The following is a 22,298-nucleotide window of genomic DNA, read 5'->3' on the forward strand; positions in this document are numbered from 1 at the left end:
AGTCGCACTTCGCGCTGCGCATGTCGTAATTTTGACAGTCGCCCTGCGACTTTCTGTCAAAAGACAGGGAAACGCGGTTTTCGCGCACTGTCATAAAGGATCTACCATGTCAGACGAAGGCGATATCATCCTGTCGGAACTGGACGACGAAGAACTGGTTCAGCAGATGTTCGACGACCTTTATGACGGTCTCAAGGAAGAGATCGAAGAGGCCGTGCACCTGCTGCTCGAACGTGGCTGGGAACCATATGACATCCTGACCAAGGCGCTGGTCGGCGGCATGACAATCGTCGGTGCCGACTTCCGCGATGGCATTCTCTTCGTGCCCGAGGTGCTGCTGGCCGCCAACGCGATGAAGGGCGGGATGTTCATTCTCAAGCCGCTTCTGGCCGAAACCGGCGCACCGCGCGTCGGCAAGATGGTCATCGGTACGGTCAAGGGCGACATCCACGACATCGGCAAAAACCTCGTCGGCATGATGATGGAAGGTGCCGGCTTCGAGGTCGTCGATCTGGGCATCAACAACCCGGTCGAGGCCTATCTGGAAGCGCTGGAAACCGAAGGTCCCGATATCCTGGGCATGTCGGCACTGCTTACGACCACGATGCCTTACATGAAGGTGGTGATCGACACGCTGATCGAACAGGGCAAGCGCGAGGATTACATCGTTCTGGTCGGCGGTGCGCCCCTGAACGAGGAATTCGGCAAGGCCATCGGTGCGGACGCCTATTGCCGCGATGCGGCAGTCGCTGTGGAAACGGCCAAGGACTTCATGGGCCGCAAGCACAACCGCGCCAACGCCTGATCGAATTTACGTCGGCAAAAGCCCCGCCCTGATCCGGCGGGGCTTTTATTTCGGACCAGGGCACCCCAGATTAAGCTCAAAGGAGTGCCCATGCCGCTTGACCGTCTCGTTCTGATCATAGTCTGCGTGATCGCCGCCGCAGGTGCGACCATCTGGCTGGCGCTTCTGGTGCTGGCCACCTTCACTGTGCCACAAGTCGGAGTTGCCCTGCTTCCGGTCGCCCTGATCGCCTACGTGCTCATCCGCCTGATCCGCGAGCGTGTCGGCAACCCGACCGAGGATCACTATGACAACATGGACCACTGAATGCTGATCGCGACCTCGGACACCGTAGCCCCCCACCAGATTGCCGAGACGCTTGGCATCGTGCGTGGATCGACCGTGCGGTCAAAGCACGTGGGCACCGACATCGTCGCCTCGCTCAAGCAGGTGATCGGCGGCGAGCTCAAGGGCTATTCTTCGTTGCTGGCAGGCGCGCGCGAACAGGCGCTGGACCGGATGATCGAAGACGCCCGCGCACTTGGCGCGGACGCTGTGGTCGCGGTGCGGATACAAACCTCTACCATCACCCAAGGCGCGTCGGAGATCCTTGCCTATGGCACGGCGGTCAAGCTGAAGCCTTAGATCTGGTTAGCCAGACCATCACGGCAACCATCACGATCCCGTAAAGAACATGCCCCACCAGTGCGACCCAGGTGATGCCGGTAAAATTCAGGAAAAACGGCAACCCCGCAATGCTGGTGATCCCGCCGATGGCAAAGACCCAGAGGCCAAAGCCGTAGATTGCCGCCGGCACGATCCAAGCCACATCGGCACCCACAACACGGGTCCAGAGCGGCTTGAAGATGAACAACCAGCCCACCGGATAACCGATCAGCCCGACCAGATAGAAATGCATGAAATAGCCCGCAAAATCTCCGTTAGGCAGCCCCAGCGCGCCAAACAGGCTTTTGGCCAGCCCATGCGGCGACAGGTTGGCGAACCCCAGCGCAGGGCTGATCACCTGCCCCCACAGATCGAAGGCCATCGTCGCAAAACACCCCGATATGAACATCAGCCCCAAGGTGGCGGCGTCCACACCCGCTTTGGTGGTATAAGTCGTCATTTCGTCTGATCCTTATGTGAAATGTCGTATCTGTCCGATCCACCTAAGCGGCTTCCGTGCCAGACTGGCAATGATCCCCGCAGACGCCACACGCATTGGTTAGAATTGTGACAGACCGCCGCCAGACTTTCCCCGACCTTGACCAGCTGACCGAGACCGGATTGCGGGCGAAGGGTACGGGGTCTATTCTGCTGATCGCCTGCGGTGCACTGGCACGCGAAATCCTCGACCTCAAGGCGGCCAATGGCTGGACTCATCTGGACCTGACCTGCCTGCCTGCGAAATACCACCTCTACCCCGAAAAGATCACCGCCGCCGTACGCGAAGCCGTCGCGAAGCACCGCGACAGCTACGACAGCATCTTCGTGGTCTATGCAGACTGCGGCACCGGAGGGCTCTTGCAAGCCGCCTGCGCCGAGATGGGCGTCGAGATGGTGGCAGGCCCGCACTGCTACAGTTTCTTCGAAGGAAACCAAAGCTTTGCGCGCCAAAGTGAAAGCGAAATCACGACCTTCTACCTCACCGATTTCCTCGTTCGACAGTTCGAGGCGTTCATTATAAAACCGATGGGCCTCGACCGTCACCCGCAACTGCGCGACATGTATTTCGGAAATTACGAAAAACTGGTCTACCAAGCCCAGACCGACGACCCGGCCCTGACCGAAAAGGCCCGCGTAGCCGCTGCCCGCCTCGGGCTTGCGTTCGAGCGTCGCTACACCGGTTACGGCGACCTCGCGACGCATCTCGCAAAACTCTGAACTTCTTCTGGCCTAAAATATCCCAGGGGGCCCGGGGGCTGGCCCCCGGCATTCTCACGGTATGCTGGCCCCCGACATCCTCACTCCCAGACTACGCTGAGGCCGCCACTTCGCGAATACGCTCGATCATCGCGCGCAACCCGTTCGAACGTTGTGCCGACAGATGATCGTTCAGCCCCAGACGCTCCAATTCGGCGCGTGCATCGACCGACAGCACCTGCGTCACCGGCACGCCGTTATAAAGCTTGCGCAGAACCGCAATCAGCCCGCGCACGATCATCGCGTCGCTTTCGCCCTCGAAATGGAACACCCCGTCGTCGATCTGCGGATGCAGCCAGACCTGGCTTGCGCAGCCTTCGACCTTAGTTGCGGGCACCTTCAGCGCGTCGTCCAGCGGGTCCATCGCCTTGCCCTGTTCGATCACATAGCGATAGCGATCCTCCCAGTCCTCAAGGAACTCGAAATCTTCAACAATCTCTTCAAATGCGGCCTGCGCCATGAAAAACACCTCTCTGATGACATCTCGGAGGTATGTCGCCCCCGGCAAAAGGTCCACCCCCCCGCGCATGATGCTTTTCAACCAGACCCCGATGGGTTACCAAAAGCCAAACAACAGGCAGTCCGACATGCGTCTTACACTTTCCGCCCTTCTGATCTCGTCCCTCGCCCTCGGGGGCTGTGCCGCCGTGCGCGACAGCCGCGTCAATCCGTTCAACTGGTTCGGCAGTTCGCGATCCGAGCCGGTCGTGGCCGAGCCCGCCGCCAGCACCAACCCGCTGATTCCCGTGGGCGGTGTGGGCCTGTTCCAGCGCGGCCGCGCCGAGCGTAACCTGTATCAGGGCGCGCCCATCGACACAGTCTCCGATCTTGTGGTCGAGCGTGTGCCGGGCGGTGCGATCATCCGCGCCTCGGGCATCTCGCCCACGCAAGGTCTCTACGAGGTCCAGCTGACCCCCGAAAACGAAGATGACGAAGCCGTCGACGGCGTGCTGAGCTATCGTCTTGAGGGTCGCCTGCCCGAAAACGCACCTGCGGGCGGGTCCGTGGCGACACGCACCGTCACGGCAGCCCATGCGGTGACGGAACAGCAGTTGCGCGGCGTGACCACGATCCGCGTGGTGGGTGCCACCAACGCACGGACGACGCGCCGCTGACCGCGGATTAGAGGCGACCTTTAACGCATTGAAAAAGAACAATAAGATCGGCCTGCGCTGCCCGCGCAGGTTTCAGTCCAGCTCGACGACCCTGACGGTCTGACCCTTTGCCGCAAGGGCGATCTTGCCCTCGCACAGACGCAGCGCGTCCTTGCCGAACACCTCCTTGCGCCAGCCGTTCAGGGCCTGCACATCGCGCATGCCGGCAGCGATGGCATCCAGATCGGCGGCGGGCGCGATCAGCTTGGCCGCGACCCCTGCGCTTTCGGTCTTTGCCTTCAGCAAGACCCGCAGCAGATCCGCCAGCGCCGGGTTCACCTGCAGCTTTTCGCGGCTGGTGTCCGGCTTTGGCAGATTGGACGCGTCCATGTTCACGCCGCGCTTGACCGCCTCCAGGATGCCATCCGCAATCTCGCCCCGCCGCGCTTCGCGCAACAGAAGGCGCGCGCGGTTCAGCTCTTCGAGGGTCTGCGGCTTGTTGCTGGCCAGCTCGACCAGCGCATCGTCCTTGTAGACGCGGTTGCGCGGGATGTTGCGTTCCTGCGCATAGACCTCGCGGAACGCGGCCAGTTCGCGCACAATCCCCAGGAACCGCGCGCTGTTGGTGCGGGTCTTGACCCGTTTCCATGCTTGGTCCGGGGCCACGGTATAGGTGTCGGGTGACAGCAGGATCTTCAGCTCTTCCTCGACCCAGGCACTGCGCCCGGTCTCTTCCAGCCGCGCGGCGAGAAACTCATAGATCTGGCGCAGGTGCGTCACATCGGCCAGCGCATAGGTCTTTTGCGCATCGGTCAGCGGGCGGCGCGACCAGTCGGTAAAGCGTGAAGTCTTGTCCAGCGGGGCCTTGGCGATCTTGCGCACAAGGGTCTCGTAGCCGACCTGCTCGCCGAAGCCGCAGACCATCGCCGCCACCTGTGTGTCAAACAGCGGCACGGGAAACACGCCCGCATCGACAAAGAAGATCTCCAGATCCTGACGCGCCGCATGGAACACCTTGACCACGGACGGGTCGCGAAACAGCTCGTAAAGCGGCTCCATCGACAGCCCCTCGACCAGCGGGTCCAGCAGGACCGCACCGCTGTCGTCGGTGCCGGGCATCGCCAGCTGCACCAGGCAGAGTTTGGAATAATACGTGCGTTCGCGCAGGAATTCAGTGTCGACAGTCACATAAGGGTGTTTAGCAGCTTCTTCGCAATAGGCTGCCAGTTCTTCGGTCGTCGTCAGTGTTCTCATTGTCGGGTCTTAACCTTATGTCCGTTCCGCGCGGGTTTCAGATGCCTACACCAAAGGACAGGGCAAGGCCAGAGAGCACGGTGGAGCACTTACAGATCGAGACGCTGCGTATTCCCGGCGGCAAAGCGGCGCAATACGGCAGGGTACAGTCGGTGTTCCTGTTCCAGCACCCGCGCCGACAATGTGTCGGCGGTGTCTTCGGGCAGGATCGGCACCGTTGCCTGTCCCAGAACCGGGCCATCGTCCAGTTCCGGCGTGACCAGATGCACCGTGCAGCCGTGGGTCGCATCGCCCGCTTCGATGGCGCGGCGGTGCGTGTGCAGGCCGCGATATTGCGGCAGCAACGAGGGGTGTATGTTCAGCATCCGACCCGCCCAGGGGCTGACGAACCCCGCCGTCAGCACCCGCATGAAACCCGCAAGGCAGATAATGTCAGGCGCGTGTCGGGCCAGTGCCGCGTCCAGCGCGGCTTCGAAGGCAGCGCGGTCTTCACCGTATGGGCGGTGATCGACGACTTCGGTGGCAATGCCCTGCGCCTCGGCCCAGGCGATGCCGCCGGCACCTGCGTTGTTCGACACCACGACGACGGGCCGCGCCGCATGGTCACCGACCATGTCCGCGACCAGCGCGCGCATGTTCGACCCGCCCCCCGAGACGAAAATCGCGACGCGTTTGGTCACACCAGCGTCCCGGAATATGCCACGGCACCGTCGCCTGCCACGACATGACCCAATGTAAAGACTGTCTCGCCCGCCGCCTCGAGCAGCGGCACGATGCTGTCGACCGCGTCTGCATCCACGACCATGACCATGCCGATCCCGGCGTTGAACGTTTTCAGCAATTCGCCCTGATCCATCCCACCATTGTCCACCAGCCAGCGGAACACGGGCGGCAGCGTCCAGGTGTCTAGGTTGACCGTGCACGCCAGCCCCTCTGGCAGCACGCGCGGCAGGTTTTCGGTCAGACCGCCGCCGGTGATATGCGCAAGACCCCGCACGCCGCCCGCACGGATCGCTTCCAGCACCGATGTCACGTACAGCCGCGTGGGCGTCAGCAGCGCGGCACCCAATGTCGTGTCCCCCCACGGGCAGGCATCGTCCCAGCCCAGCCCCGAAAGCTCGACAATCTTGCGCACCAGCGAGAACCCGTTGGAATGCACACCGTCCGAGGCCAGGCCCAGCAGAACCTGCCCCTCTGCGATGCCCGCAGGCAGTTCCTGCCCCCGCTCCATCGCACCGACAGAGAACCCGGCCAGATCGAAATCGCCCGCCGGATACATCCCCGGCATCTCTGCCGTCTCGCCGCCGATCAGCGCACAGCCCGACGCCTTGCAGCCTGCTGCAATCCCTTCGATGATGCGCGCGGCCTGATCCAGTTCCAGCTTGCCGGTCGCGAAATAATCCAGGAAAAACAGCGGCTCCGCGCCCTGGCAAACCAGATCGTTGACGCACATGGCGACCAGATCAATGCCCACGCCATCGACGTTTCCTGTGTCGATGGCGATGCGCAGCTTGGTGCCCACGCCGTCGGTCGCGGCCACCAGCACCGGATCGGCAAAGCCTGCGGCCTTGAGGTCAAAGAGACCGCCAAAGCCACCCAGTCCCGACATTACACCGGACCGCTGCGTGCTCTTGGCCGCGGGTTTTATCCGCTCGACCAGCGCATTGCCTGCGTCGATGTCCACGCCGGCTTCGGCATAGGTGATTCCGTTTTTCGGCTCGGTCATGGCGCTGTCCTTGGGAAAATGTGACGGTTTTGACGTGCTTTTGACGGGGGGTTAGAACATCCCGCGCGCGCGCGCAACGCTCTCTCTTGACGAACCGGCTGCGGCGACATACCCAAACGCGCAAGGGGGCCTGTAGCTCAACTGGTTAGAGCAGAGCGCTCATAACGCTTTGGTTGCGGGTTCAAGTCCTGCCGGGCCTACCAAATTCCCTATATTTCGGCGCGTTGTGAGCGGACTTTAACGCAAGTTGCGCCACTCGCCAACGCGTCGCGATGCTGGGCAGTCCAGCACAACGACTCGTATCTTCCGCCGAGACGCCCCCAGAAACCTCAGCGCGCGATCACGATGTCGGCCTGCAAACCACCCAGCCGTTCGCTCTTGCCCAGACGCAGCACCCCGCCGTGGGCGCGTGCGATGTCGGTGGCGATGGCAAGTCCCAGACCGACGCCGCCGCCCTTGTCCTGATTGCGCGCAGGGTCCAGCCGCGTGAACGGGCGCTGCGCGTCGGCGCGGCGGTCCTCGGGGATGCCGGGGCCGTCGTCCTCGACCCGGAAACGCAGCGACTTTTCGGTCAAGACCACGCTGACCTCGGCCTTGGCCCCGTAGCGCACGGCATTGCTGATCAGGTTTTCGATGGCGCGGCGCATCGCGATGGGGCGCAGGTTGATGGTGCCCTCGCCCGTGGCCGTCACCAATGTCACGGGGCGCCCTGCCCGCTGCTGGTCGTCCACGATGTCGCGGATCAGGGCCAGCGGGTCGATCCTTTCCGGCTCGCCCTCCTGCGCGCCCTTGGCGAAGTTCAGGAACTCGTCGATCATGCTTTGCATCTGGTCCACGTCCTGTTCCAGCGCCTCGCGGTCGTCGTCGTCCAGCATCGACAGCGACAGGCGCATGCGCGTCAGCGGCGTGCGCAAATCGTGGCTGACGCCAGACAGCATCAGCGTGCGCGTCTCGATCTGCCGCTCGATCCGGTTGCGCATATCGACGAATGCGGCCCCGGCGGCGCGCACTTCGGTGGCCCCGGCGGGCGTATAGGGCACGTGCCGCCCCCGCCCGAACGCCTCCGAGGCGCGCGCCAGCCGTTTGATCGGGCGCAATTGGTTGCGCAGGTAGATCAGCGAAATGATGGTGATCAGAACGCTAAAAAAGATCATGTTCACAAACAGCTGGTGCGGGTTTGACGCCGACACCCGGCGCCGGTCAAAGTCCAGCTTCACCAGACCACTGGGCATCTCGACATAGACATGCACGCGCTTGTTTCTGGACAGATCAACAGTGACGGCACGTGGCACCCGTTCGTGCAGGCGTGCCACGACGTAGCTGCCCGACAGATCGTACCAGTCCCAATCATCCACCAGCGGAGCCTCCTCCACCGCGCTGGCATAGATTTCAAGCTGCGGAACGCGGGTCTGCACCGTCTGCCCGATCAGCGTACGGTCAGGGGCTTCGGCCACGGTGTCCAGCACCAGTTCGATCTCGCGCCCGACGGCGTTGGTCATCTGCGCGGTCACGCCTTCGAAATGGCGCTGGGTGAACAGTACCGATACCACGATCTGCACGAAAACCACCGGCAGCAGCAGGATCAGTGCAGCACGGCCATAAAGGCTTCGGGGCATATAGTGTTTGAGCCATTCAAAGGACATCTCTAAACCCTAACGGTGAACCGAAGCGGATAGAAGAGCCCCTGCCATGCTGCCACCCGATGATTTTGACCCCACGATCGGCGTGGCCGACACGCTGGAGCCCGGACTGCGCCGTATCGTGGCCCCGAACCCGTCGCCGATGACCTATCGCGGCACCAATACCTATATTCTGGGCACGCGCGGTCTGGCGGTGATCGACCCCGGCCCTGCGGACGATGCGCACTTGCAGGCGATCCTGTCCGCAGTGGAGCCCGGTCAGCGCATCACCCACATCATTGTCACCCACACGCATTTGGACCATTCGCCGCTGGCCCGCCCGCTGGCAGACCGCACCGGCGCGCCGGTGCTGGCCTTTGGCGATGCTCATGCGGGTCGCAGTGCGGTGATGCAGATCCTGGCCGAGGACGACACCGTCGGCGGCGGCGAAGGCATCGACGAAGGTTTTGTGCCGGACACGACGCTGCCCGATGGCACCGTGATCGACGGCGACGGCTGGTCGCTCGAGGCGATCCACACGCCCGGCCATATCGGCAACCACCTCTGCCTGGGCTGGGGCGATGCGTGCCTGACCGCCGATCACGTGATGGGCTGGGCGTCCTCGCTGGTGTCGCCGCCCGACGGCGACCTGACCGATTTCATGGCGTCCTGCGCCCGGTTGCAGGCGCGCGAGTGGCGCCTGTTCTACCCCGGCCACGGCGCGCCCGTCACCGACACCGCCGCGCGTCTCGACTGGCTGATCAGCCACCGTCTGAGCCGCGAGGCCTCGATCCTGTCGCACTTGGCCCAAGGCCCCGCAACCGCCGCCGAACTGGCTGCCGCGATCTACACCGAAACCCCGCCCGCCCTGCTGGGCGCCGCCACCCGCAACGTGCTGGCACACCTGGTGGATCTGACCGGAAAAGGCCGCGCGGAACCCCTGGGCGCCATGTCCGCAAACACCGCGTTCAGGGCGCTGTAAAAATCATCCGGGAAAAGTTGATTTTTTCCGCAAAACCCTCTGGACGGCTGAAAACACTGTTGCTATACGGCCCAGACCGTTCCGACGTAGCTCAGCGGTAGAGCAGTTGACTGTTAATCAATTGGTCGTAGGTTCGATCCCTACCGTCGGAGCCAACAAATACAAAGCCTTAGCAGTAAAATGCTAAGGCTTTTGCTTTTGGTAGTTACGTTTTAGTTACGTGTTGTATGCAAGCTTCGTTACCCTTCTGTCTCTCTCAAGACGGGTATGCGCGTCACCCCACTTCCCTCGTATACTTTCCAACCGATCTGCTCATTTAAGGAAAGGCAAACTCCGGTGTAAATCTTAAACGGAAATCGGGTGTGAACTAACGTTAATCTCCAGTATCTTACTGATGCATCCTGCATCAGTCTGGCAAACAGCGCAAGAAACCCGTAAAATACGACAAGCGCCGCTACAAAAGCCGCACGTGACAGCAAATTCCTGAGTTTCATACTTGGGCACAAGCCTGAAGAGATCAGCCTGAAGCTTGATCCGGCGGGCTGGGTTCCACTTTTGGCCAATCGTGTTGATGCGCAGGGAAACATGACGCATGTTGTCTCAAATGGTTCATGCGACTTCGTTGTGAAACAAATTAGCCTACCGAAGGAGCGCTCTCATGGCATATCTGAACCGGATAACGGCTCAGAAATTGATGCAGGCCAAAGGACTGGACGCATTGATCCTTTTCTCGCCTGAAGCCTTCGCGCACGCAACTGGCACGTCACCTGGTGTTGCAACGATGTGGCGGCGCGAGGGGGCCGTCGCGGTACTTATTCCGGCCGACCCGGACATGCCGGAAACGGTTGTCGTCAGCGATCTTTTCGCAGCAGGCGTTCGTCGCGAAAGTCATATCCAGGATGTTCGCGATACGCCTATCTGGGTCGAGGCGATGACGCTTGCGGATCCTGATCTCGACGGTTCCGTCGCCGTCGAATTCGCGCCTGTCTGGGGTTCGGCACACCGGCCGGTTAACAACGATAGACCCGAGACCTTTGACCCGGACGCATGCTTCCGCCATCTTCGCGATGCCTTGAGTGAAAAGCACATGCAGGCATCTCGTGTCGGGGTGGAGCTTGATGCCGTCTCGGCACAGGGCTGTCCGGCGCTGTCAGATGCACTTGCCCCTGCGCAAATAGTTGATGCGACCGCGATTGCACGCAGTTTGCGAGCCATGAAATCCCCAGAAGAAATAGCGCTGTTGCGCAGCGCGGTGCGTATTGCCGAAACTGGCATCGCGGCAGTTCGGGACGCCGTGACGGTCGGTGTCGCACGAAGCGATCTTGCGGAGATATGGAAGGAAACGGTTGCGGCGCATGGCGCAAATTCTCCCATGACAGGTGCATGGGAATACATTTCTGTCGGCCCCGACCCGTGGGGCGGCGATGCAATTGCAAAGTCCGGGGACCTGATCAAGGTGGATGTGGGCTGCGTGATGAAAGGATATACGTCCGACACTGGTCGCACCTTTGTCGTCGGACCGCCGCGCCGCTTGCATACAGAACTGCACGAGGCGTTGATGACCGGTTTCCGGGCGGGGTTCGCGCTGCTGCATCCAGGAGTGGCCTTGGCTGAAGTGCACCGCGCCACGCAATCCGCGATCCGCAGCCAAGGTTTAGCCGGCTACTGCAGGGGGCATTTCGGTCATGGCCTTGGAACTGGACCCGGAACCGAGGAGTGGCCATTCATCTCGGCGCAGGCCGAGACGCGAATAGAAAGTGGTATGGTGCTTGCCTTCGAATGTCCGATCTATGTGACCGGCGTAGGCGGCATGATCATCGAGGACCAGATCGAGATTACCGATGCCGGACCCGTTTCCATGAACAGCTTGTCCCGCGACCTCGTTTCCTGCTGACATCGAGGTGATCGCGAACTTAGGGCACTCGAAACCCAAGTCGAAGCTCGGCAGACATGATGCGCAACGGCTTGACCCGCCTGTGACAAACTAAAATAAGAGATGAGAACAAGACACCAAGCATAGCTGCAAGCCAAGTGACCCAACGGGAGACAAGATAATGAAAACCTCATTGCAAACCACCGCATTTGCCTTCGCGACAAGCGCCGTACTGGCCGCGCCTGCGCTGGCCGATGAATGGCGCCTCAACAATTTCCTGCCTGAAACGCGGCCGGAATCGGCACAAATCGAAAAGTTCGCCGAAGACGTGAATACGGCGCTTGCAGAAAAGGATTTTTCAATTGAAGTCTATCATGGCGGATCGCTGGGCCTGCCCAACACCGACCTTCTGCGTGTCGTGCCTACCGGGGCTGTAGAGATGAGCCTGATGTGGGCGAACTACCTTGGCCGTGATGCGCCGGCGCTCGGCTCCGTTTTCGTGCAAGGCGCAATCAGTACCGTCGATGAACTCACTGATGTGCTGCCTGTCGCACAGGAGATCTACGAGGAGGAATACAGCGAGTGGGACGTGACCACCGTCGGATTTGTAGCCATTCCGACGCTTTCGGTTTCGGTGTTCTGCCGCGATGAGCCGGTCAACACGCTGGAAGACCTTCGCAACGTCAAACTGCGTGTCTGGGCTCGCGAGCAGGTCGAAACCTTCGAGCGGCTCGGCGTCGCGGCTCAGATCATCCCACAGGAGGAAACCTACGTGGCGCTGCGTACCGGGGTCGTAGATTGTGCACTTTACCCAGCGCTCTACGCCAAAACGATTTCCTTGCAGGAAGTCACTGGATACGCATCGTTTCTATATCCCATGGCCTCGGCGCCTTACGCTCTCGGGGTGTCGGATGCTCTTTGGGAGTCCACCGATCCTGAAATCCGCGACGCGATAACGCAGGCGGCAGATGACCTGTGGGATCGCACCAACCAATATGACGCTGATATCGAGAACGAGATGGCCGCGCGCGAGAGCCTGGCAGAAGAAGGTATCGTCTGGAGTGAGGATTTCCCGGAATCCGACCGCGCCCTTTTTGTCGAAGCCGTGTCGGAGACGTGGAAAATGCTGGCCGAGGAAGCGGGTGGAAACGCGCTCGACTACCGTGAGCGCATGCTGACGGCCCTGGGACGCTGAGCCGCGGGTGGCGCGTGTTCGACGTCTCTTTACGCAAGGGCTCGATCGCCTGGCCCTTGCCTTGGCGTTGGCCGCGTCGCTGTGCATGATCGTAATTGTCGGACTGGTCACGACCAGTGTGATCATGCGTCGTGTTGCGGGCTCTCCGCTGCACATCACCGAGGATGTCGTCGGTCTTCTGTTGAGCGCGATGCTGTTTCTCGGTCTGCCGCTGGTAACGCTCAGGGCGCAGCATGTGCGCGTGTCGATTGTCTCGAACGCTCTGGAACCCCGGTTCGGGGGCGCGGTACATGTGGCGGCGGTTCTGGTCGGAATGACATTTTTTGGATGGATTTTCATCAAGGCGATGCCATGGCTTGAATTCGCATGGCAGAGGAACCTCAAGACCGAAACGGCACGCTTGCTGCTGTACCCGTGGATGACGGCCCTGCCGCTTTCAGTAGGGCTGACATGGGTGATATTTGCCGCGCGACTGACCGGCCTGCTTGAGCGTGAGCGGAATGTATCGCTGGAGGCGCTGCCCAAGGTTTCGACCGCAGAAACTGACATTGTAAAGACGGACTCCTGAGCGATGTTCTGGACGACCCTATTAGGAGTTTTGGTGGCCAGTGCAGCCACCGGGGTGGCACTCGGGGCTGCTCTTGGACTGACCGGGCTGATCTTGCTGCAGGTCTATTCCAACGGGGCTACCGCGCTCGCCGTGGACGCAATCTGGAACGTGTTCAATTCCTTTACCCTCAGTGCCGTACCGCTGTTCATCCTGCTTGGGGAAATCCTTTTGCGCAGCGGAGTCAGCAATCGAGCGTACGCTGCCTTCGCTCCGGTCTTCAGCAAGGTGCCTGGAGGCTTGCTGCATACGAACATCGCGGTTTGCACCATGTTCGGCGCCGTCAGCGGGTCCAGCCTTTCGACCGCGGCGGCGGTAGGATCGGTCGCCTATCCGGAAATGACGCGCCGCGGATATGACAAGGATGTCATCGTCGGAAGTCTCGCCGGCGGCGGCACCCTCGGTCTGCTGATCCCGCCAAGTCTCTCGTTTCTGATTTTCGGCGCTCTTACCGAAACATCCATCGGACGGTTGTTCATGGCTGGTATCGTGCCGGGCTTGCTGATCGGCGCGGCCTTCATGGCCTATATCTTCGTCAAGGCGCTACGCCATCCTCATGTCGCACCGCGCGAACAGGTTCACCTGCCCTTCATCGCTGTGGTGCGCGGGCTGGGACAGGTCTGGCCGCTGCTGTTGTTGATACTCGCGGTGATCGGCAGCATCATAGGCGGCTTGGCGACCCCGACCGAAGCTGCGGCCCTCGGTGTCGTGTTGGCGACAATCATTTCCTTTCTCTGGGGTGATCTGACGATCAAGAAATTGGGTGAGGCGATCTTTCACGCGACTCTCCTTTTTTCCGCAATCGGTTTTGTCGTGTTGGGCGCCACTGTCCTGGCGCAGTCAGTCAGCATTTTGGGAGTACCCCAGCAGATCCTGAACGGAGTAGCCGACAGCGGACTGGACCGTTACACGATCCTGTTGCTTGTTGTACTCATCTACCTCGTGCTCGGATGCTTCTTCGACGGCCTGTCTCTGATGATCATGACTTTGCCGGTGGTGTTCCCACTGCTGGTTGGGTTGGACTATGATCCCATCTGGATCGGCGTCATGATAACAATCGTGATCGAGATCGGCCAGGTCACCCCGCCGGTTGGCTTGAACCTTTCGGTTCTGGCCAGCCTGACCAACAACGAAGTCAGCCTTGGCCGCGTTGCACGTGCAACTGTGCCTTACTGGGTCATTCATCTGTTGGCCATCGGCGTGTTGAAGCTGTTTCCCGCCATCGCTCTGTTTCTTCCGGATCTCTTGTTCTGATTTCTGCCGCCAATATCCTGGCCTGGGCATTGACTTTGAACGGTCCCCTCCGAACGGTCACCATCATTTAGTTTCAGTGAACATCTCTGCGCCACAAGTTAGTGGGCCACAGTAATTGGGCAGGAACAGGCTCCGGGTCGAAACTGAGAAGCTCATCCTGATTGGGGATGACCAACCTGACCAACCGCGTTCGCTCAGCCCACCGTCAACAGATCTTCTTCCAACAGGATTGATCTAAGCCCCCGATTTCGTAGATAACCTTCACGCCATCCACAGTTCAGCAGTTCCATCTGGATTTCGGGATGGCAATATTCAGGGCGGTCAGGTCGGTTGAGACAGCAAAAGAACCTCGAAGGTAACACAGACCCGATTTGAACCCGGCGCCAGATCACCGGTGACAGCCGGTCCGTCGAACCCCACGGCGATCACACCCTGCCCCTTATCGCCTGTCAGCAGGACCTCCGTTGCATGATCGACGAGCGCTGGCTGGCGGTTCAACCGGGTGCCGATCAGGCTGCCCAGTCCCTTGAAAGCCTTGATCGGCAGACCGGAGGCTTCAGAGCACCTCGCAAGACCTTCATCAATCAAAATGTTGGGCCGGATCGTCGCGAGCACCGCGTTCGGGCTGACGACCGGCCCGGTGGAAATCGGACGAAACAGGGTGAACCCCGTCTCCGCGTCTGGCGCACTTTCCAGAAGCGCGCCGTCCAGCACCCAGACATCGACCACATGATCGACGGACAACACCGTTGCCTCAGCCAACAGATGTCCCGCATGGTGAGGCCCAAACTTCTCGGACCAAAGGCCATGAACATGGGCAAATGCCGCCCCGTCCCGCCGCCCCAGGTGCGCTCCGGCCTGCAGGACGATGGCATCTGTCAGCACTGTCTCGGCGCTGTACCAAGCCACGTGGCGATCGTCTGGGGCGCGAGCGGGGCGGACGAATGTCAGCGTCTCGACCGGCATATCGGTCAAGTCAAACCAGGCACCTGCCCCACCCGCGGCATCGGTCATCGCCTGCAAAAGCGTCGCGCCCGCCTTCAGCGTCACCCGCCGGTGCGTCGCAATGCACGGCACCGCAGTGATCCGTTCCACCGCGACCGGACCGGGGTGGATCAATGTCCGCGCCTCAGACACCGGCAAGGTCTCCGCGCGCCAGCAGTTCGGCACGGATCAGTTTCTTGGTGATCTTGCCGTAACCCGATTTCGGCAATTCGTCCCAGAACACGACAGTCTTCGGCATCTTGTACCGCGGCACCTTCGCCCCCAGCCATTCCAGCAAGGCGGCGTCATCGGGAGCAGCGCCCCGCGCGACGCAGACGGCGATGCCGACCTCGCCCCATGTCGGGTCAGGCATCCCCAGCACCGCGCATTCATTGATGTCGGGGTGTTGCAAGATCTTTTCCTCGATTTCGCGTGGGTAGATGTTGGACCCGCCCGAGATATACATGTCCGACGCCCGGTCGGTCAGGTAGAGAAACCCCTCCGCGTCCATATGACCGAGGTCACCGGTCAGGAACCAGCCGTCACGGAACGCCTTGGCGTTGGCCTCCGGGTTGTCATGATAGCCCGCGAAAACGGCAGGTCCGATGACGGCAACCTCGCCTGTCTCTCCTGCCGCGACCTCGTCCCCCGCAGCGTCCTGAACCTGAACCTGCATCCCCGTGCGCGCAAAGCCGCACGTACCGATGCGCATGGCGGCATCGTCGGTGGAGTGGTGGATCGGTGGCAGCACGGTGATGTTTCCCGTGACTTCGCCCAGCCCGAAGTACTGCACCAGGACAGGCCCCAGAACGTCCAGCGCGCGCACCTGGTCGGCGCGATACATGGGTGCGCCGGCGTAGATCACATAGCGCAGGCTGGAATGGTCGTGATCATTGACAGAAGGATGCTCGACCAGCAGCTTCACGATGGTGGGCACGGTGAAGGCATTGGTGACGCGCCACTGTTCAACAAGCTGCCAGACTTCGGCCGCGTTGAACTTCGTCCCGCCGGGAAGGATCGTCTTAACCCCGTGCGCGACCTGCGCGAGTTGGTGAATGCCTGCGCCGTGCGACAGAGGTGCGACGACGATCGAGGCATCCTCAGGTCCCGTCCCCGGCATAAGATCGCACAGGTGATTGGTCACGACGAAGGCCATCTGGCCATGGGTCAGCACCGCCGCCTTCGGCTTGCCAGTCGTGCCTGAGGTAAAGAAGAACCATGCCGGATCGTCGCGGTCCACGGCGGTGGCCGAAACTGTTTCATCCGCGTGGGCTGCGACGAGTGCGTCGTAATCGTCTTCTCCTTCACCGCCGATGGTCACGGTAAAGGCGACCCCATCGCAGGCGGCGATGTGGTCCGCGAACTCTGCCCCTGCCAGCAACCCCTTGGCCCCGGAAGAGGCGGCGAGCCAGGCAACATCTTCCGGAGATTGGCGGAAGTTGGCAGGCACCCAGACGCAGCCGAGCTTCCAGCAGGCAAAGGCGGCCTCGAACATCTGGTTGCAGTTGGCGGATTGTACCAGCAGGCGGTCGCCCTTTCGCATCCCGTAGCGGTCGCGCAGGGCGGCGGCAAAGGCGGTTGATCGCGCCTCCAATTCGGCCCAGGTCCAGGTCACGTCACCCCAGACAAGGCCGATGTCGCCTGGGTGCCGTTGGGCGGAGCCCGTCAGGAACTGCGACAGGTTCATCACGCGGGTCGAAACCGGCTGCATCATGCGACCCGTTCTAGAATGGAGGCATAGGACGCCACCGCTGCCCCGCCCATGTTGAACACACCGGCCAACCGTGCATCGGGTATCTGCATTCCCCCCGCCTCGCCCATCAGTTGCATTGCGGCCATGACGTGCATCGACACGCCGGTCGCCCCGATGGGATGCCCCTTGGACTTCAATCCGCCCGAAGGGTTCACCGGCAGCCGACCGTCCTTGGTCGTCCAGCCCTCGCGGATTGCGCGGCCGCCCTGCCCAGGTTCCGCAAGTCCCATCGCCTCGTATTCCAGCAATTCGGCAACGGTGAAGCAGTCGTGGGTTTCCACGAAACTCAGGTCGTCAATGTTCACGCCGGCGGTGGCATAGGCCTCGCTCCACGCCCGCCGTGCGCCTTCGAAACGTGTAATGTCCCGGCGTGAAAGGGCCATCGGCTCGTTGGTGTGGGCACGCGCCCGGAAACGGATCGCGCGCTGCAGTTCTGCTGCGACCTCGGGTGCCGCCAGCACCAGCGCGGCCGCCCCGTCGGACACCAGCGAACAATCCGTGCGCCGCAAGGGGCCCGCGACAAAGGGGTTCTTGTCGGACACGGTGTTGCAGAAGGCCACATCGAAATCGCGGCGCATGTGCGCGAAAGGGTTCTGCATCCCGTTGTGATGGTTCTTGGCGGCGATCATCGCCAGCTCTTCGGACCGGTCGCCATAGCGCTGGAAGTAATTTCCTGCGATTTGCCCGAACAGCCCTGCAAAGCCGCCGCGCACGTCGGATTCCTCGCGCCGGTAAGACGCGCCGAGAAGGATGTCTCCGACCTCCACGCCCGGCGTGGCGGTCATCTTTTCAGCCCCCACGACAAGCGCGATCTTGCCGCGCCCGCTGGCGATGAAATCCATCGCTCCGTGCAGCGCAGCGGATCCGGTGGCGCAGGCGTTTTCATAACGGGTGGCCGGAACACGGGCCAGAGCGTCGTTGCCCATGCCCACCAGTGCGCCCTGAAAATCCTGATCCGAAAAGCCGTTGTTGAAGACACCGACAAAGATGCCGTCGACGTCTTCCACCGCGACACCCGCATGGTCGAGCGCCGGGCCCGTGACCTCGGCCATCAGCGCCTCGGTGTCCGGGGCTTCGCTGCGGCCGAATGCAGTGTGCGCCCAGCCCACGATATAAGGGTCTGTCATCTTGGTTCCTCCTGTTCAGCGATCTGCGGCATCCGCCGCGCCAACCGCAGTTCGATATCTCGTGCCTCGCGCGTCAGCAGCGCCGCCAGTTCCGCATCGCGGGGCGGTTGCAACCGGCTGTCGATCGCCGCGATGGACAGAGCCCCGGCAACGGAACCGTCAGGGCGTCGCAAGGCCACGCCTACCCCCCAGCTGCCCGCCACAATCCGTCCAGGGTTCAATGCAAAGCCGCGTCTGCGTGTCGCCTCCACGTCGCTACGCAACAGGTCCGCGTCATAGTTCGGATAATCCGCCGCCAGCCTACCGGCGTTGTCTGCCAGCAGCACGTCGACCTCTGCGTCCGGCAGCGCGCTCAACATGGCAAGCGAACCTGCGCCGATCCCGAGGGGATGCTGCGCACCTGTCTCCAAAGCATGGGTGCGGATCGGGAATGCCCCTTCTTCACGGTGCAGGCAGACGGCGGTGGACCCGCGCCGCATATTGACGAAGGCCGTGTCGCCGCTTGCCTTCGCCAGCCGTACAACCGCATCCGCTGCTATTTCCAGCAGGCCGTGACGCGGCGTCGCCAGCGTGCCGAGAAGGTAACTTTCCTCACCCAGATGATAGAGCCGCGTGGTACCGTCCTGTTCCACCAGTCCGCGTCGGATCAGCGCCAGCATCAGCCGCCGCACCGTGGGCTTGCCCAGCCCGGAAACCGCGATCAACTCCGAGAGCGCCACACCGTGTCCGGCGTGTCGCCCGGTGATCTGCAACAACGCCAGCGCACGGTCTACCGCCTGGCTGCCGCTGGCCGGGGTCACATCGCCATGATCTTTCACAATATGGACCACACTCTCTTTGTTCACCCTTGCTTCCCTGACTTTCCCTCAAGGATCTGCGCATCTCATCTTCTAATGCAAGAAATATCTTGCCCAAGCCGTCGATCTCTGTTCCACATTGTGACTTAATGAGGGAGGAACTACCATGAAAAGTTTTGCAAAGGCCGCTTTGGCCGCCATGCTTGCCACCACCGTCCTGTCCGGCGCGGTCCATGCCGAGACCCTGCGCTTGTCGCACAACACCGGCGACACCACGACCTGGCACAAGGGAGCCGAGAAATTCGGTGAACTTCTGGCCGAGAAATCCGACGGCGCCTATGACGTCCGCGTCTTTCCGAACGCCCAGCTTTCTGGCGGCGACCAGATGAAACAGGCCGAGATGGTGGGCCGCGGTGCGCTCGACATCGTGGTGACGTCCGCGATCAACGTGACACCACTGGTGCCCGAGATGGCCGTCTTCTCGCTGCCCTACCTCTATGCCAACTACGCGCAGGTTGATGCGACGACGCAGGGCGAGCCCGTAGAGCAGCTGGAAGATATCCTGCGTGAGAAGGGCATCGAAGTGCTGGCCTGGGGTGAAAACGGCTTTCGTGAAGTCACCAACAACGTCCGTCCGATCATGTCTCCGGACGACATGAAAGGCCTGAACATGCGCGTTGCGGGTCCGATGTATATCGACGTGATGAACGCACTTGGTGCCAATCCCCAGCAGATGCAGTGGGGCGAGACGATGACAGCGCTTCAACAGGGCGTTGTCGACGGTCAGGAAAACCCGATCGGCGCGGTCATCATTCCACAGCAGGTCTTTGAGGTGCAGAAATATCTGACGACCTGGCATTATTCCTACGATCCGATCTTCCTCGGCGTTTCCACCCAAGTCTGGGATGGACTGGATGCGGACACGCAGGAGCAGATGCGCGCTGCCGCGACAGAAGCGATGGAATACCAGCGCCAGATCACCCGTGAAGGCACGGCTGAGGGTGTCGCCTTCCTGCGCGACAAGGGGATGGAAGTCTATGAGCCGTCCGAGGACGAACTCGCCGCCTTCCGCACTGCAACCCAGCCTGCATTCGATACATGGGCGGCCAAGGTTGGCGAGGACATCGTCGGCAGCTTCCAGGACGCCATCGCCGCGACCCCAACCAACTGAGGCAACGGCTCGGCCCTCTCACGGGGCCGAGCCGATCCGGGGAGGACCACTGCCATGCGCTTTGTGCTGCGTGAATTCGAAAAGATCGTCTGCGCCGTGCTGTTCCTTGGCATGACGCTTATCGGCTTCATCAACGTCGTGGTCCGCTATGCCACCCACTATTCATTCGCCGCGTCAGAGGAAGTGCTGACCAATGGCTTCCTGCTGCTGACCGTCTTTGGCGCCGCGATCGCTGCGCGGCGGGGCGAGCATCTGGCGGTGACGCTGGTGCAGGAAGCCCTTCCCCGGCGCGCGGCACAGGCGGTCTTTGTCCTCTCGGTGATCCTATCGGTCCTGTTGCTCGCGGCATCGGCCTGGTTTTCATGGGTCACGCTGATGAATCAGATCGACAGCGGCATCCGCAGCTACGCCCTCGGCCTGCCCGCGTGGTGGTATCAGATTGGCCTGCCTTTCGGCTTTGCGCTGATCATCATCCGCTACCTGCAACACGCATCAGAGACATGGCAAGCACCGCCCCAAGAACCGCAGGCGACCCCAAGTGTCTGACATCCTTGGCATGGGTGCCGGCACCCAGATGATCGTCGCCTTCTTCTTGCTGATGGCACTGCGCGTGCCCGTGGCCTTCGCGCTTGGCCTGTCGGCCATGTATGCGATGTGGAAAATCGGTTTCGGCTTTGAACTTGCCGGTGACCTGATCGCCACAGGCATCGCAAAATACGCGCTATTGGCGATCCCCTTCTTCATCCTCGCTGGGACCCTGATGGGTACATTGGGCATCGCGGAGCGGATGATCCGTTTCTTCCGCATCCTGATCGGCAACCTGCCCGGCGGCATGGGCGTCGTCGGCACGGTGGTCTGCCTGTTCTGGGGCGCAGTCTCAGGGTCCGGCCCCGCCTCGGTCGCGGCCATCGGACCCATGATCATCAAGGGCATGCAGGAGGATGGGTATCCCCGCGCCGCCGCCGCAGCCCTCGTTTGCACCGGGGCCGCGTTCTCCATCGTCATTCCGCCGTCCATCGGTCTTGTGATCTACGGCGTGATCGCGGAGACCTCGATCTCCAGCCTCTTCATCGCCGCGATCGTGCCCGGCCTCTTCATGGGGCTGCTGATGCTGGTCGTTCTGCCCTTCATCAAGCCGCGCGGCCGTGAGGGACTGGACAAGCTTTCCCCAGCGCCCGTCAGCAACGGCTACCTGCGCGACCTCGGCCGCAGCTTTCGCTCTTCGTTCTGGGGACTGATGACGCCCGTGGTGATCCTCGGCGGAATCTACTCCGGCATCTTCACGCCAACTGAGGCGGCTCTTGTCGCCACGGTCTATGCGATAGCCGTCGGTGCGTTCGCCTACCGCACGCTGACAGTCCGCGCGCTCTACGATGCGCTGACCGATGCCGCGTCGTCCTCTGCGGTTGTCATGCTGGTCGTCGCATACGCGAGCCTTTTCGGCTGGGTCGTCACCGTCGAAGACCTCGTCGGTCAGTATTCCGGCCAGTTGCTTGGCTTGTCGGACAACGGCGCGGTGATCCTGATGGTGATCATGCTGATCCTGCTGATCGCGGGCATGTTCATGGATCCTGTGACGGTCATGTTCATTTCGTTGCCGATCTTCATGCCGGTCGTGCGTGAACTGGGCTGGGACCCGGTATGGTTCGGCGTACTGGTGATGGTGAACCTCGCCATCGGCCTCATCACCCCGCCTGTCGGCATCAACCTCTACGTCGCCGCAAACATAACCCGGCTGCCGCTGGAAAGCATCGCCCGCGCGGCACTGCCGTTCCTGGCGATCAGCGTCATCGGCCTGGCGATCGTGGCGGCGGTCCCTGCCTTGTCCCTCTTCCTGCCTGAGATGCTGAAATGAATGATATCGGCGGGTTGAAGACCCGTGACACCCGCAGCATTGGACTTGCCGAGCGCCCTTGCTCCATGCCGAGGGCCACCGCGTCATCCTACCTACCTAAAACTTGGAAAACGCAAAAGATGCAGTGACTTGGCTCCCGGCAAGGAAAGCTTCGTCCATCGCTGCAAACTGTCATCGCATCACCGGCTACGGTCTGCTCCCGTCTGACCGTATCCTGATGGAGTGGGGCAGAGTTAACTTGATTAAAGCTGTAAGCCTTCGGATCTGTTCAAAACGAACCATCAGGACGGGTCACAGGCA

At 61.6% G+C, this 22,298-nt stretch carries 23 protein-coding genes and 2 tRNA genes; 15 read left to right on the forward strand and 10 right to left on the reverse strand.

Features of this window, described 5'->3' with window-relative positions; translation table 11 throughout:
• The first annotated feature begins 106 nt into the window (after nt 1–106).
• From NTA49_RS08915 to NTA49_RS08925, 3 genes are all read left to right on the forward strand, one after another.
• Complete coding sequence (locus tag NTA49_RS08915) at nt 107–805, forward strand: corrinoid protein (protein ID WP_258294368.1); 699 nt, start codon at nt 107–109, stop codon at nt 803–805.
• 90 nt (nt 806–895) lie between these two features.
• Entirely contained in the window at nt 896–1,111 is a 216-nt protein-coding gene (locus NTA49_RS08920) for a hypothetical protein (RefSeq protein WP_258294369.1), read from the forward strand.
• Nucleotides 1,112–1,429 carry a YbjQ family protein gene (locus tag NTA49_RS08925; RefSeq protein WP_258294370.1) on the forward strand — a complete coding sequence of 106 codons (318 nt, stop codon included), beginning with the start codon at nt 1,112–1,114 and terminating at the stop codon, nt 1,427–1,429.
• Here NTA49_RS08925 and NTA49_RS08930 read toward each other — a convergent pair.
• Entirely contained in the window at nt 1,413–1,910 is a 498-nt protein-coding gene (locus tag NTA49_RS08930; RefSeq protein WP_258294371.1) for a hypothetical protein, read from the reverse strand. The two genes, NTA49_RS08925 and NTA49_RS08930, sit on opposite strands and share 17 nt — an antisense overlap.
• A 107-nt stretch (nt 1,911–2,017) precedes the next feature.
• On the opposite strand from NTA49_RS08930, the gene NTA49_RS08935 reads away from it, so the two are divergent.
• Entirely contained in the window at nt 2,018–2,668 is a 651-nt protein-coding gene (locus NTA49_RS08935; protein ID WP_258294372.1) for a DUF1638 domain-containing protein, read from the forward strand.
• A gap of 91 nt (nt 2,669–2,759) precedes the next feature.
• On the opposite strand, the gene NTA49_RS08940 is transcribed toward NTA49_RS08935, so the two are convergent.
• A complete protein-coding gene (locus NTA49_RS08940; RefSeq protein WP_258294373.1) occupies nt 2,760–3,167 on the reverse strand; it encodes a SufE family protein in 408 nt (135 codons plus the stop codon).
• 127 nt (nt 3,168–3,294) lie between these two features.
• Between NTA49_RS08940 and NTA49_RS08945 the strand changes: the two genes are divergently transcribed.
• Nucleotides 3,295–3,822 (forward strand): hypothetical protein, encoded by a 528-nt coding sequence (locus NTA49_RS08945; protein ID WP_258294374.1) that lies wholly within the window; start codon nt 3,295–3,297, stop codon nt 3,820–3,822.
• A 72-nt stretch (nt 3,823–3,894) separates the two neighbouring features.
• On the opposite strand, the gene rnd is transcribed toward NTA49_RS08945, so the two are convergent.
• From rnd to purM, 3 genes are all read right to left on the reverse strand, one after another.
• Complete coding sequence (gene rnd / locus NTA49_RS08950; protein WP_258294375.1) at nt 3,895–5,055, reverse strand: ribonuclease D; 1,161 nt, start codon at nt 5,053–5,055, stop codon at nt 3,895–3,897.
• Nucleotides 5,056–5,144: 89 nt separating this feature from the next.
• Complete coding sequence (gene purN, locus NTA49_RS08955) at nt 5,145–5,735, reverse strand: phosphoribosylglycinamide formyltransferase (protein ID WP_258294377.1); 591 nt, start codon at nt 5,733–5,735, stop codon at nt 5,145–5,147.
• Entirely contained in the window at nt 5,732–6,781 is a 1,050-nt protein-coding gene (gene purM / locus NTA49_RS08960; protein ID WP_258294378.1) for a phosphoribosylformylglycinamidine cyclo-ligase, read from the reverse strand. The genes purN and purM overlap by 4 nt, the downstream gene beginning before the upstream one ends.
• Before the next feature lie 126 nt (nt 6,782–6,907).
• On the opposite strand from purM, the gene NTA49_RS08965 reads away from it, so the two are divergent.
• Nucleotides 6,908–6,984 (forward strand) — tRNA-Ile (locus NTA49_RS08965).
• A gap of 126 nt (nt 6,985–7,110) precedes the next feature.
• On the opposite strand, the gene NTA49_RS08970 is transcribed toward NTA49_RS08965, so the two are convergent.
• Complete coding sequence (locus NTA49_RS08970) at nt 7,111–8,424, reverse strand: ATP-binding protein (protein WP_261368225.1); 1,314 nt, start codon at nt 8,422–8,424, stop codon at nt 7,111–7,113.
• 46 nt (nt 8,425–8,470) lie between these two features.
• Between NTA49_RS08970 and NTA49_RS08975 the strand changes: the two genes are divergently transcribed.
• The 6 genes from NTA49_RS08975 (at nt 8,471) to NTA49_RS09000 (ending at nt 14,311) form a co-directional block, all read left to right on the forward strand.
• Nucleotides 8,471–9,382, forward strand: a complete 912-nt coding sequence (locus NTA49_RS08975; RefSeq protein ID WP_258294381.1) for an MBL fold metallo-hydrolase — start codon at nt 8,471–8,473, stop codon at nt 9,380–9,382.
• 80 nt (nt 9,383–9,462) lie between these two features.
• Nucleotides 9,463–9,537, forward strand: a tRNA-Asn gene (locus tag NTA49_RS08980).
• Nucleotides 9,538–10,040: 503 nt separating this feature from the next.
• Entirely contained in the window at nt 10,041–11,276 is a 1,236-nt protein-coding gene (locus NTA49_RS08985) for a M24 family metallopeptidase (protein WP_258294382.1), read from the forward strand.
• Between the two features lie 160 nt (nt 11,277–11,436).
• Nucleotides 11,437–12,450 carry a TRAP transporter substrate-binding protein DctP gene (gene dctP / locus NTA49_RS08990; RefSeq protein WP_258294383.1) on the forward strand — a complete coding sequence of 338 codons (1,014 nt, stop codon included), beginning with the start codon at nt 11,437–11,439 and terminating at the stop codon, nt 12,448–12,450.
• Nucleotides 12,451–12,535: 85 nt separating this feature from the next.
• Nucleotides 12,536–13,018, forward strand: a complete 483-nt coding sequence (locus tag NTA49_RS08995) for a TRAP transporter small permease (protein ID WP_258294384.1) — start codon at nt 12,536–12,538, stop codon at nt 13,016–13,018.
• A 3-nt stretch (nt 13,019–13,021) separates the two neighbouring features.
• A complete protein-coding gene (locus NTA49_RS09000) occupies nt 13,022–14,311 on the forward strand; it encodes a TRAP transporter large permease (RefSeq protein WP_258294385.1) in 1,290 nt (429 codons plus the stop codon).
• A 321-nt stretch (nt 14,312–14,632) separates the two neighbouring features.
• Here NTA49_RS09000 and NTA49_RS09005 read toward each other — a convergent pair whose 3' ends face one another.
• Genes NTA49_RS09005 through NTA49_RS09020 form a run of 4 tightly spaced genes read right to left on the reverse strand, consistent with a single transcriptional unit; the run spans nt 14,633 to nt 19,020 of the window.
• Entirely contained in the window at nt 14,633–15,406 is a 774-nt protein-coding gene (locus NTA49_RS09005; RefSeq protein WP_258294386.1) for a hypothetical protein, read from the reverse strand.
• A 34-nt stretch (nt 15,407–15,440) separates the two neighbouring features.
• The gene (locus NTA49_RS09010; protein ID WP_258294387.1) at nt 15,441–17,009 is read right to left on the reverse strand and encodes an acyl-CoA synthetase; all 1,569 of its coding nucleotides are present in this window, start codon (nt 17,007–17,009) and stop codon (nt 15,441–15,443) included.
• Nucleotides 17,006–18,175, reverse strand: coding sequence for an acetyl-CoA acetyltransferase (locus tag NTA49_RS09015; protein WP_258294388.1), 1,170 nt, complete (start codon nt 18,173–18,175; stop codon nt 17,006–17,008). The genes NTA49_RS09010 and NTA49_RS09015 overlap by 4 nt, the downstream gene beginning before the upstream one ends.
• Nucleotides 18,172–19,020 (reverse strand): IclR family transcriptional regulator, encoded by an 849-nt coding sequence (locus tag NTA49_RS09020; protein ID WP_258294389.1) that lies wholly within the window; start codon nt 19,018–19,020, stop codon nt 18,172–18,174. Before NTA49_RS09020 ends, NTA49_RS09015 begins: the two co-directional genes overlap by 4 nt.
• 118 nt (nt 19,021–19,138) lie before the next feature.
• Here NTA49_RS09020 and NTA49_RS09025 point away from each other — a divergent pair, with 118 nt between their 5' ends.
• The 3 genes from NTA49_RS09025 to NTA49_RS09035 are packed head-to-tail and all read left to right on the forward strand — an operon-like array spanning nt 19,139 to nt 21,998.
• A complete protein-coding gene (locus tag NTA49_RS09025; protein ID WP_258294390.1) occupies nt 19,139–20,143 on the forward strand; it encodes a DctP family TRAP transporter solute-binding subunit in 1,005 nt (334 codons plus the stop codon).
• A 54-nt stretch (nt 20,144–20,197) separates the two neighbouring features.
• Complete coding sequence (locus NTA49_RS09030; RefSeq protein WP_258294391.1) at nt 20,198–20,689, forward strand: TRAP transporter small permease; 492 nt, start codon at nt 20,198–20,200, stop codon at nt 20,687–20,689.
• Nucleotides 20,682–21,998: a TRAP transporter large permease gene (locus tag NTA49_RS09035; protein WP_258294393.1), complete on the forward strand. Its 1,317-nt coding sequence runs from the start codon at nt 20,682–20,684 to the stop codon at nt 21,996–21,998. Before NTA49_RS09030 ends, NTA49_RS09035 begins: the two co-directional genes overlap by 8 nt.
• Nucleotides 21,999–22,298 lie beyond the last annotated feature (300 nt).

The sequence above is a fragment of the Pseudosulfitobacter koreensis genome (genome assembly GCF_024733015.1).
GTDB classification, from domain to species: Bacteria; Pseudomonadota; Alphaproteobacteria; order Rhodobacterales; family Rhodobacteraceae; genus Pseudosulfitobacter; species Pseudosulfitobacter koreensis.

Bases quoted from the DNA above. Each gene is read 5' to 3' on its own strand.
- NTA49_RS08915 (WP_258294368.1), top strand. From the start codon at position 107: ATGTCAGACGAAGGCGATATCATCCTGTCGGAACTGGACGACGAAGAA.
- NTA49_RS08920 (WP_258294369.1), top strand. From the start codon at position 896: ATGCCGCTTGACCGTCTCGTTCTGATCATAGTCTGCGTGATCGCCGCC.
- NTA49_RS08925 (WP_258294370.1), top strand. From the start codon at position 1,112: ATGCTGATCGCGACCTCGGACACCGTAGCCCCCCACCAGATTGCCGAG.
- NTA49_RS08930 (WP_258294371.1), bottom strand. From the start codon at position 1,910: ATGACGACTTATACCACCAAAGCGGGTGTGGACGCCGCCACCTTGGGG.
- NTA49_RS08940 (WP_258294373.1), bottom strand. From the start codon at position 3,167: ATGGCGCAGGCCGCATTTGAAGAGATTGTTGAAGATTTCGAGTTCCTT.
- NTA49_RS08945 (WP_258294374.1), top strand. From the start codon at position 3,295: ATGCGTCTTACACTTTCCGCCCTTCTGATCTCGTCCCTCGCCCTCGGG.
- rnd (WP_258294375.1), bottom strand. From the start codon at position 5,055: ATGAGAACACTGACGACGACCGAAGAACTGGCAGCCTATTGCGAAGAA.
- purM (WP_258294378.1), bottom strand. From the start codon at position 6,781: ATGACCGAGCCGAAAAACGGAATCACCTATGCCGAAGCCGGCGTGGAC.
- NTA49_RS08970 (WP_261368225.1), bottom strand. From the start codon at position 8,424: ATGTCCTTTGAATGGCTCAAACACTATATGCCCCGAAGCCTTTATGGC.
- NTA49_RS08975 (WP_258294381.1), top strand. From the start codon at position 8,471: ATGCTGCCACCCGATGATTTTGACCCCACGATCGGCGTGGCCGACACG.
- NTA49_RS08985 (WP_258294382.1), top strand. From the start codon at position 10,041: ATGGCATATCTGAACCGGATAACGGCTCAGAAATTGATGCAGGCCAAA.
- dctP (WP_258294383.1), top strand. From the start codon at position 11,437: ATGAAAACCTCATTGCAAACCACCGCATTTGCCTTCGCGACAAGCGCC.
- NTA49_RS08995 (WP_258294384.1), top strand. From the start codon at position 12,536: ATGATCGTAATTGTCGGACTGGTCACGACCAGTGTGATCATGCGTCGT.
- NTA49_RS09000 (WP_258294385.1), top strand. From the start codon at position 13,022: ATGTTCTGGACGACCCTATTAGGAGTTTTGGTGGCCAGTGCAGCCACC.
- NTA49_RS09010 (WP_258294387.1), bottom strand. From the start codon at position 17,009: ATGATGCAGCCGGTTTCGACCCGCGTGATGAACCTGTCGCAGTTCCTG.
- NTA49_RS09015 (WP_258294388.1), bottom strand. From the start codon at position 18,175: ATGACAGACCCTTATATCGTGGGCTGGGCGCACACTGCATTCGGCCGC.
- NTA49_RS09025 (WP_258294390.1), top strand. From the start codon at position 19,139: ATGAAAAGTTTTGCAAAGGCCGCTTTGGCCGCCATGCTTGCCACCACC.
- NTA49_RS09030 (WP_258294391.1), top strand. From the start codon at position 20,198: ATGCGCTTTGTGCTGCGTGAATTCGAAAAGATCGTCTGCGCCGTGCTG.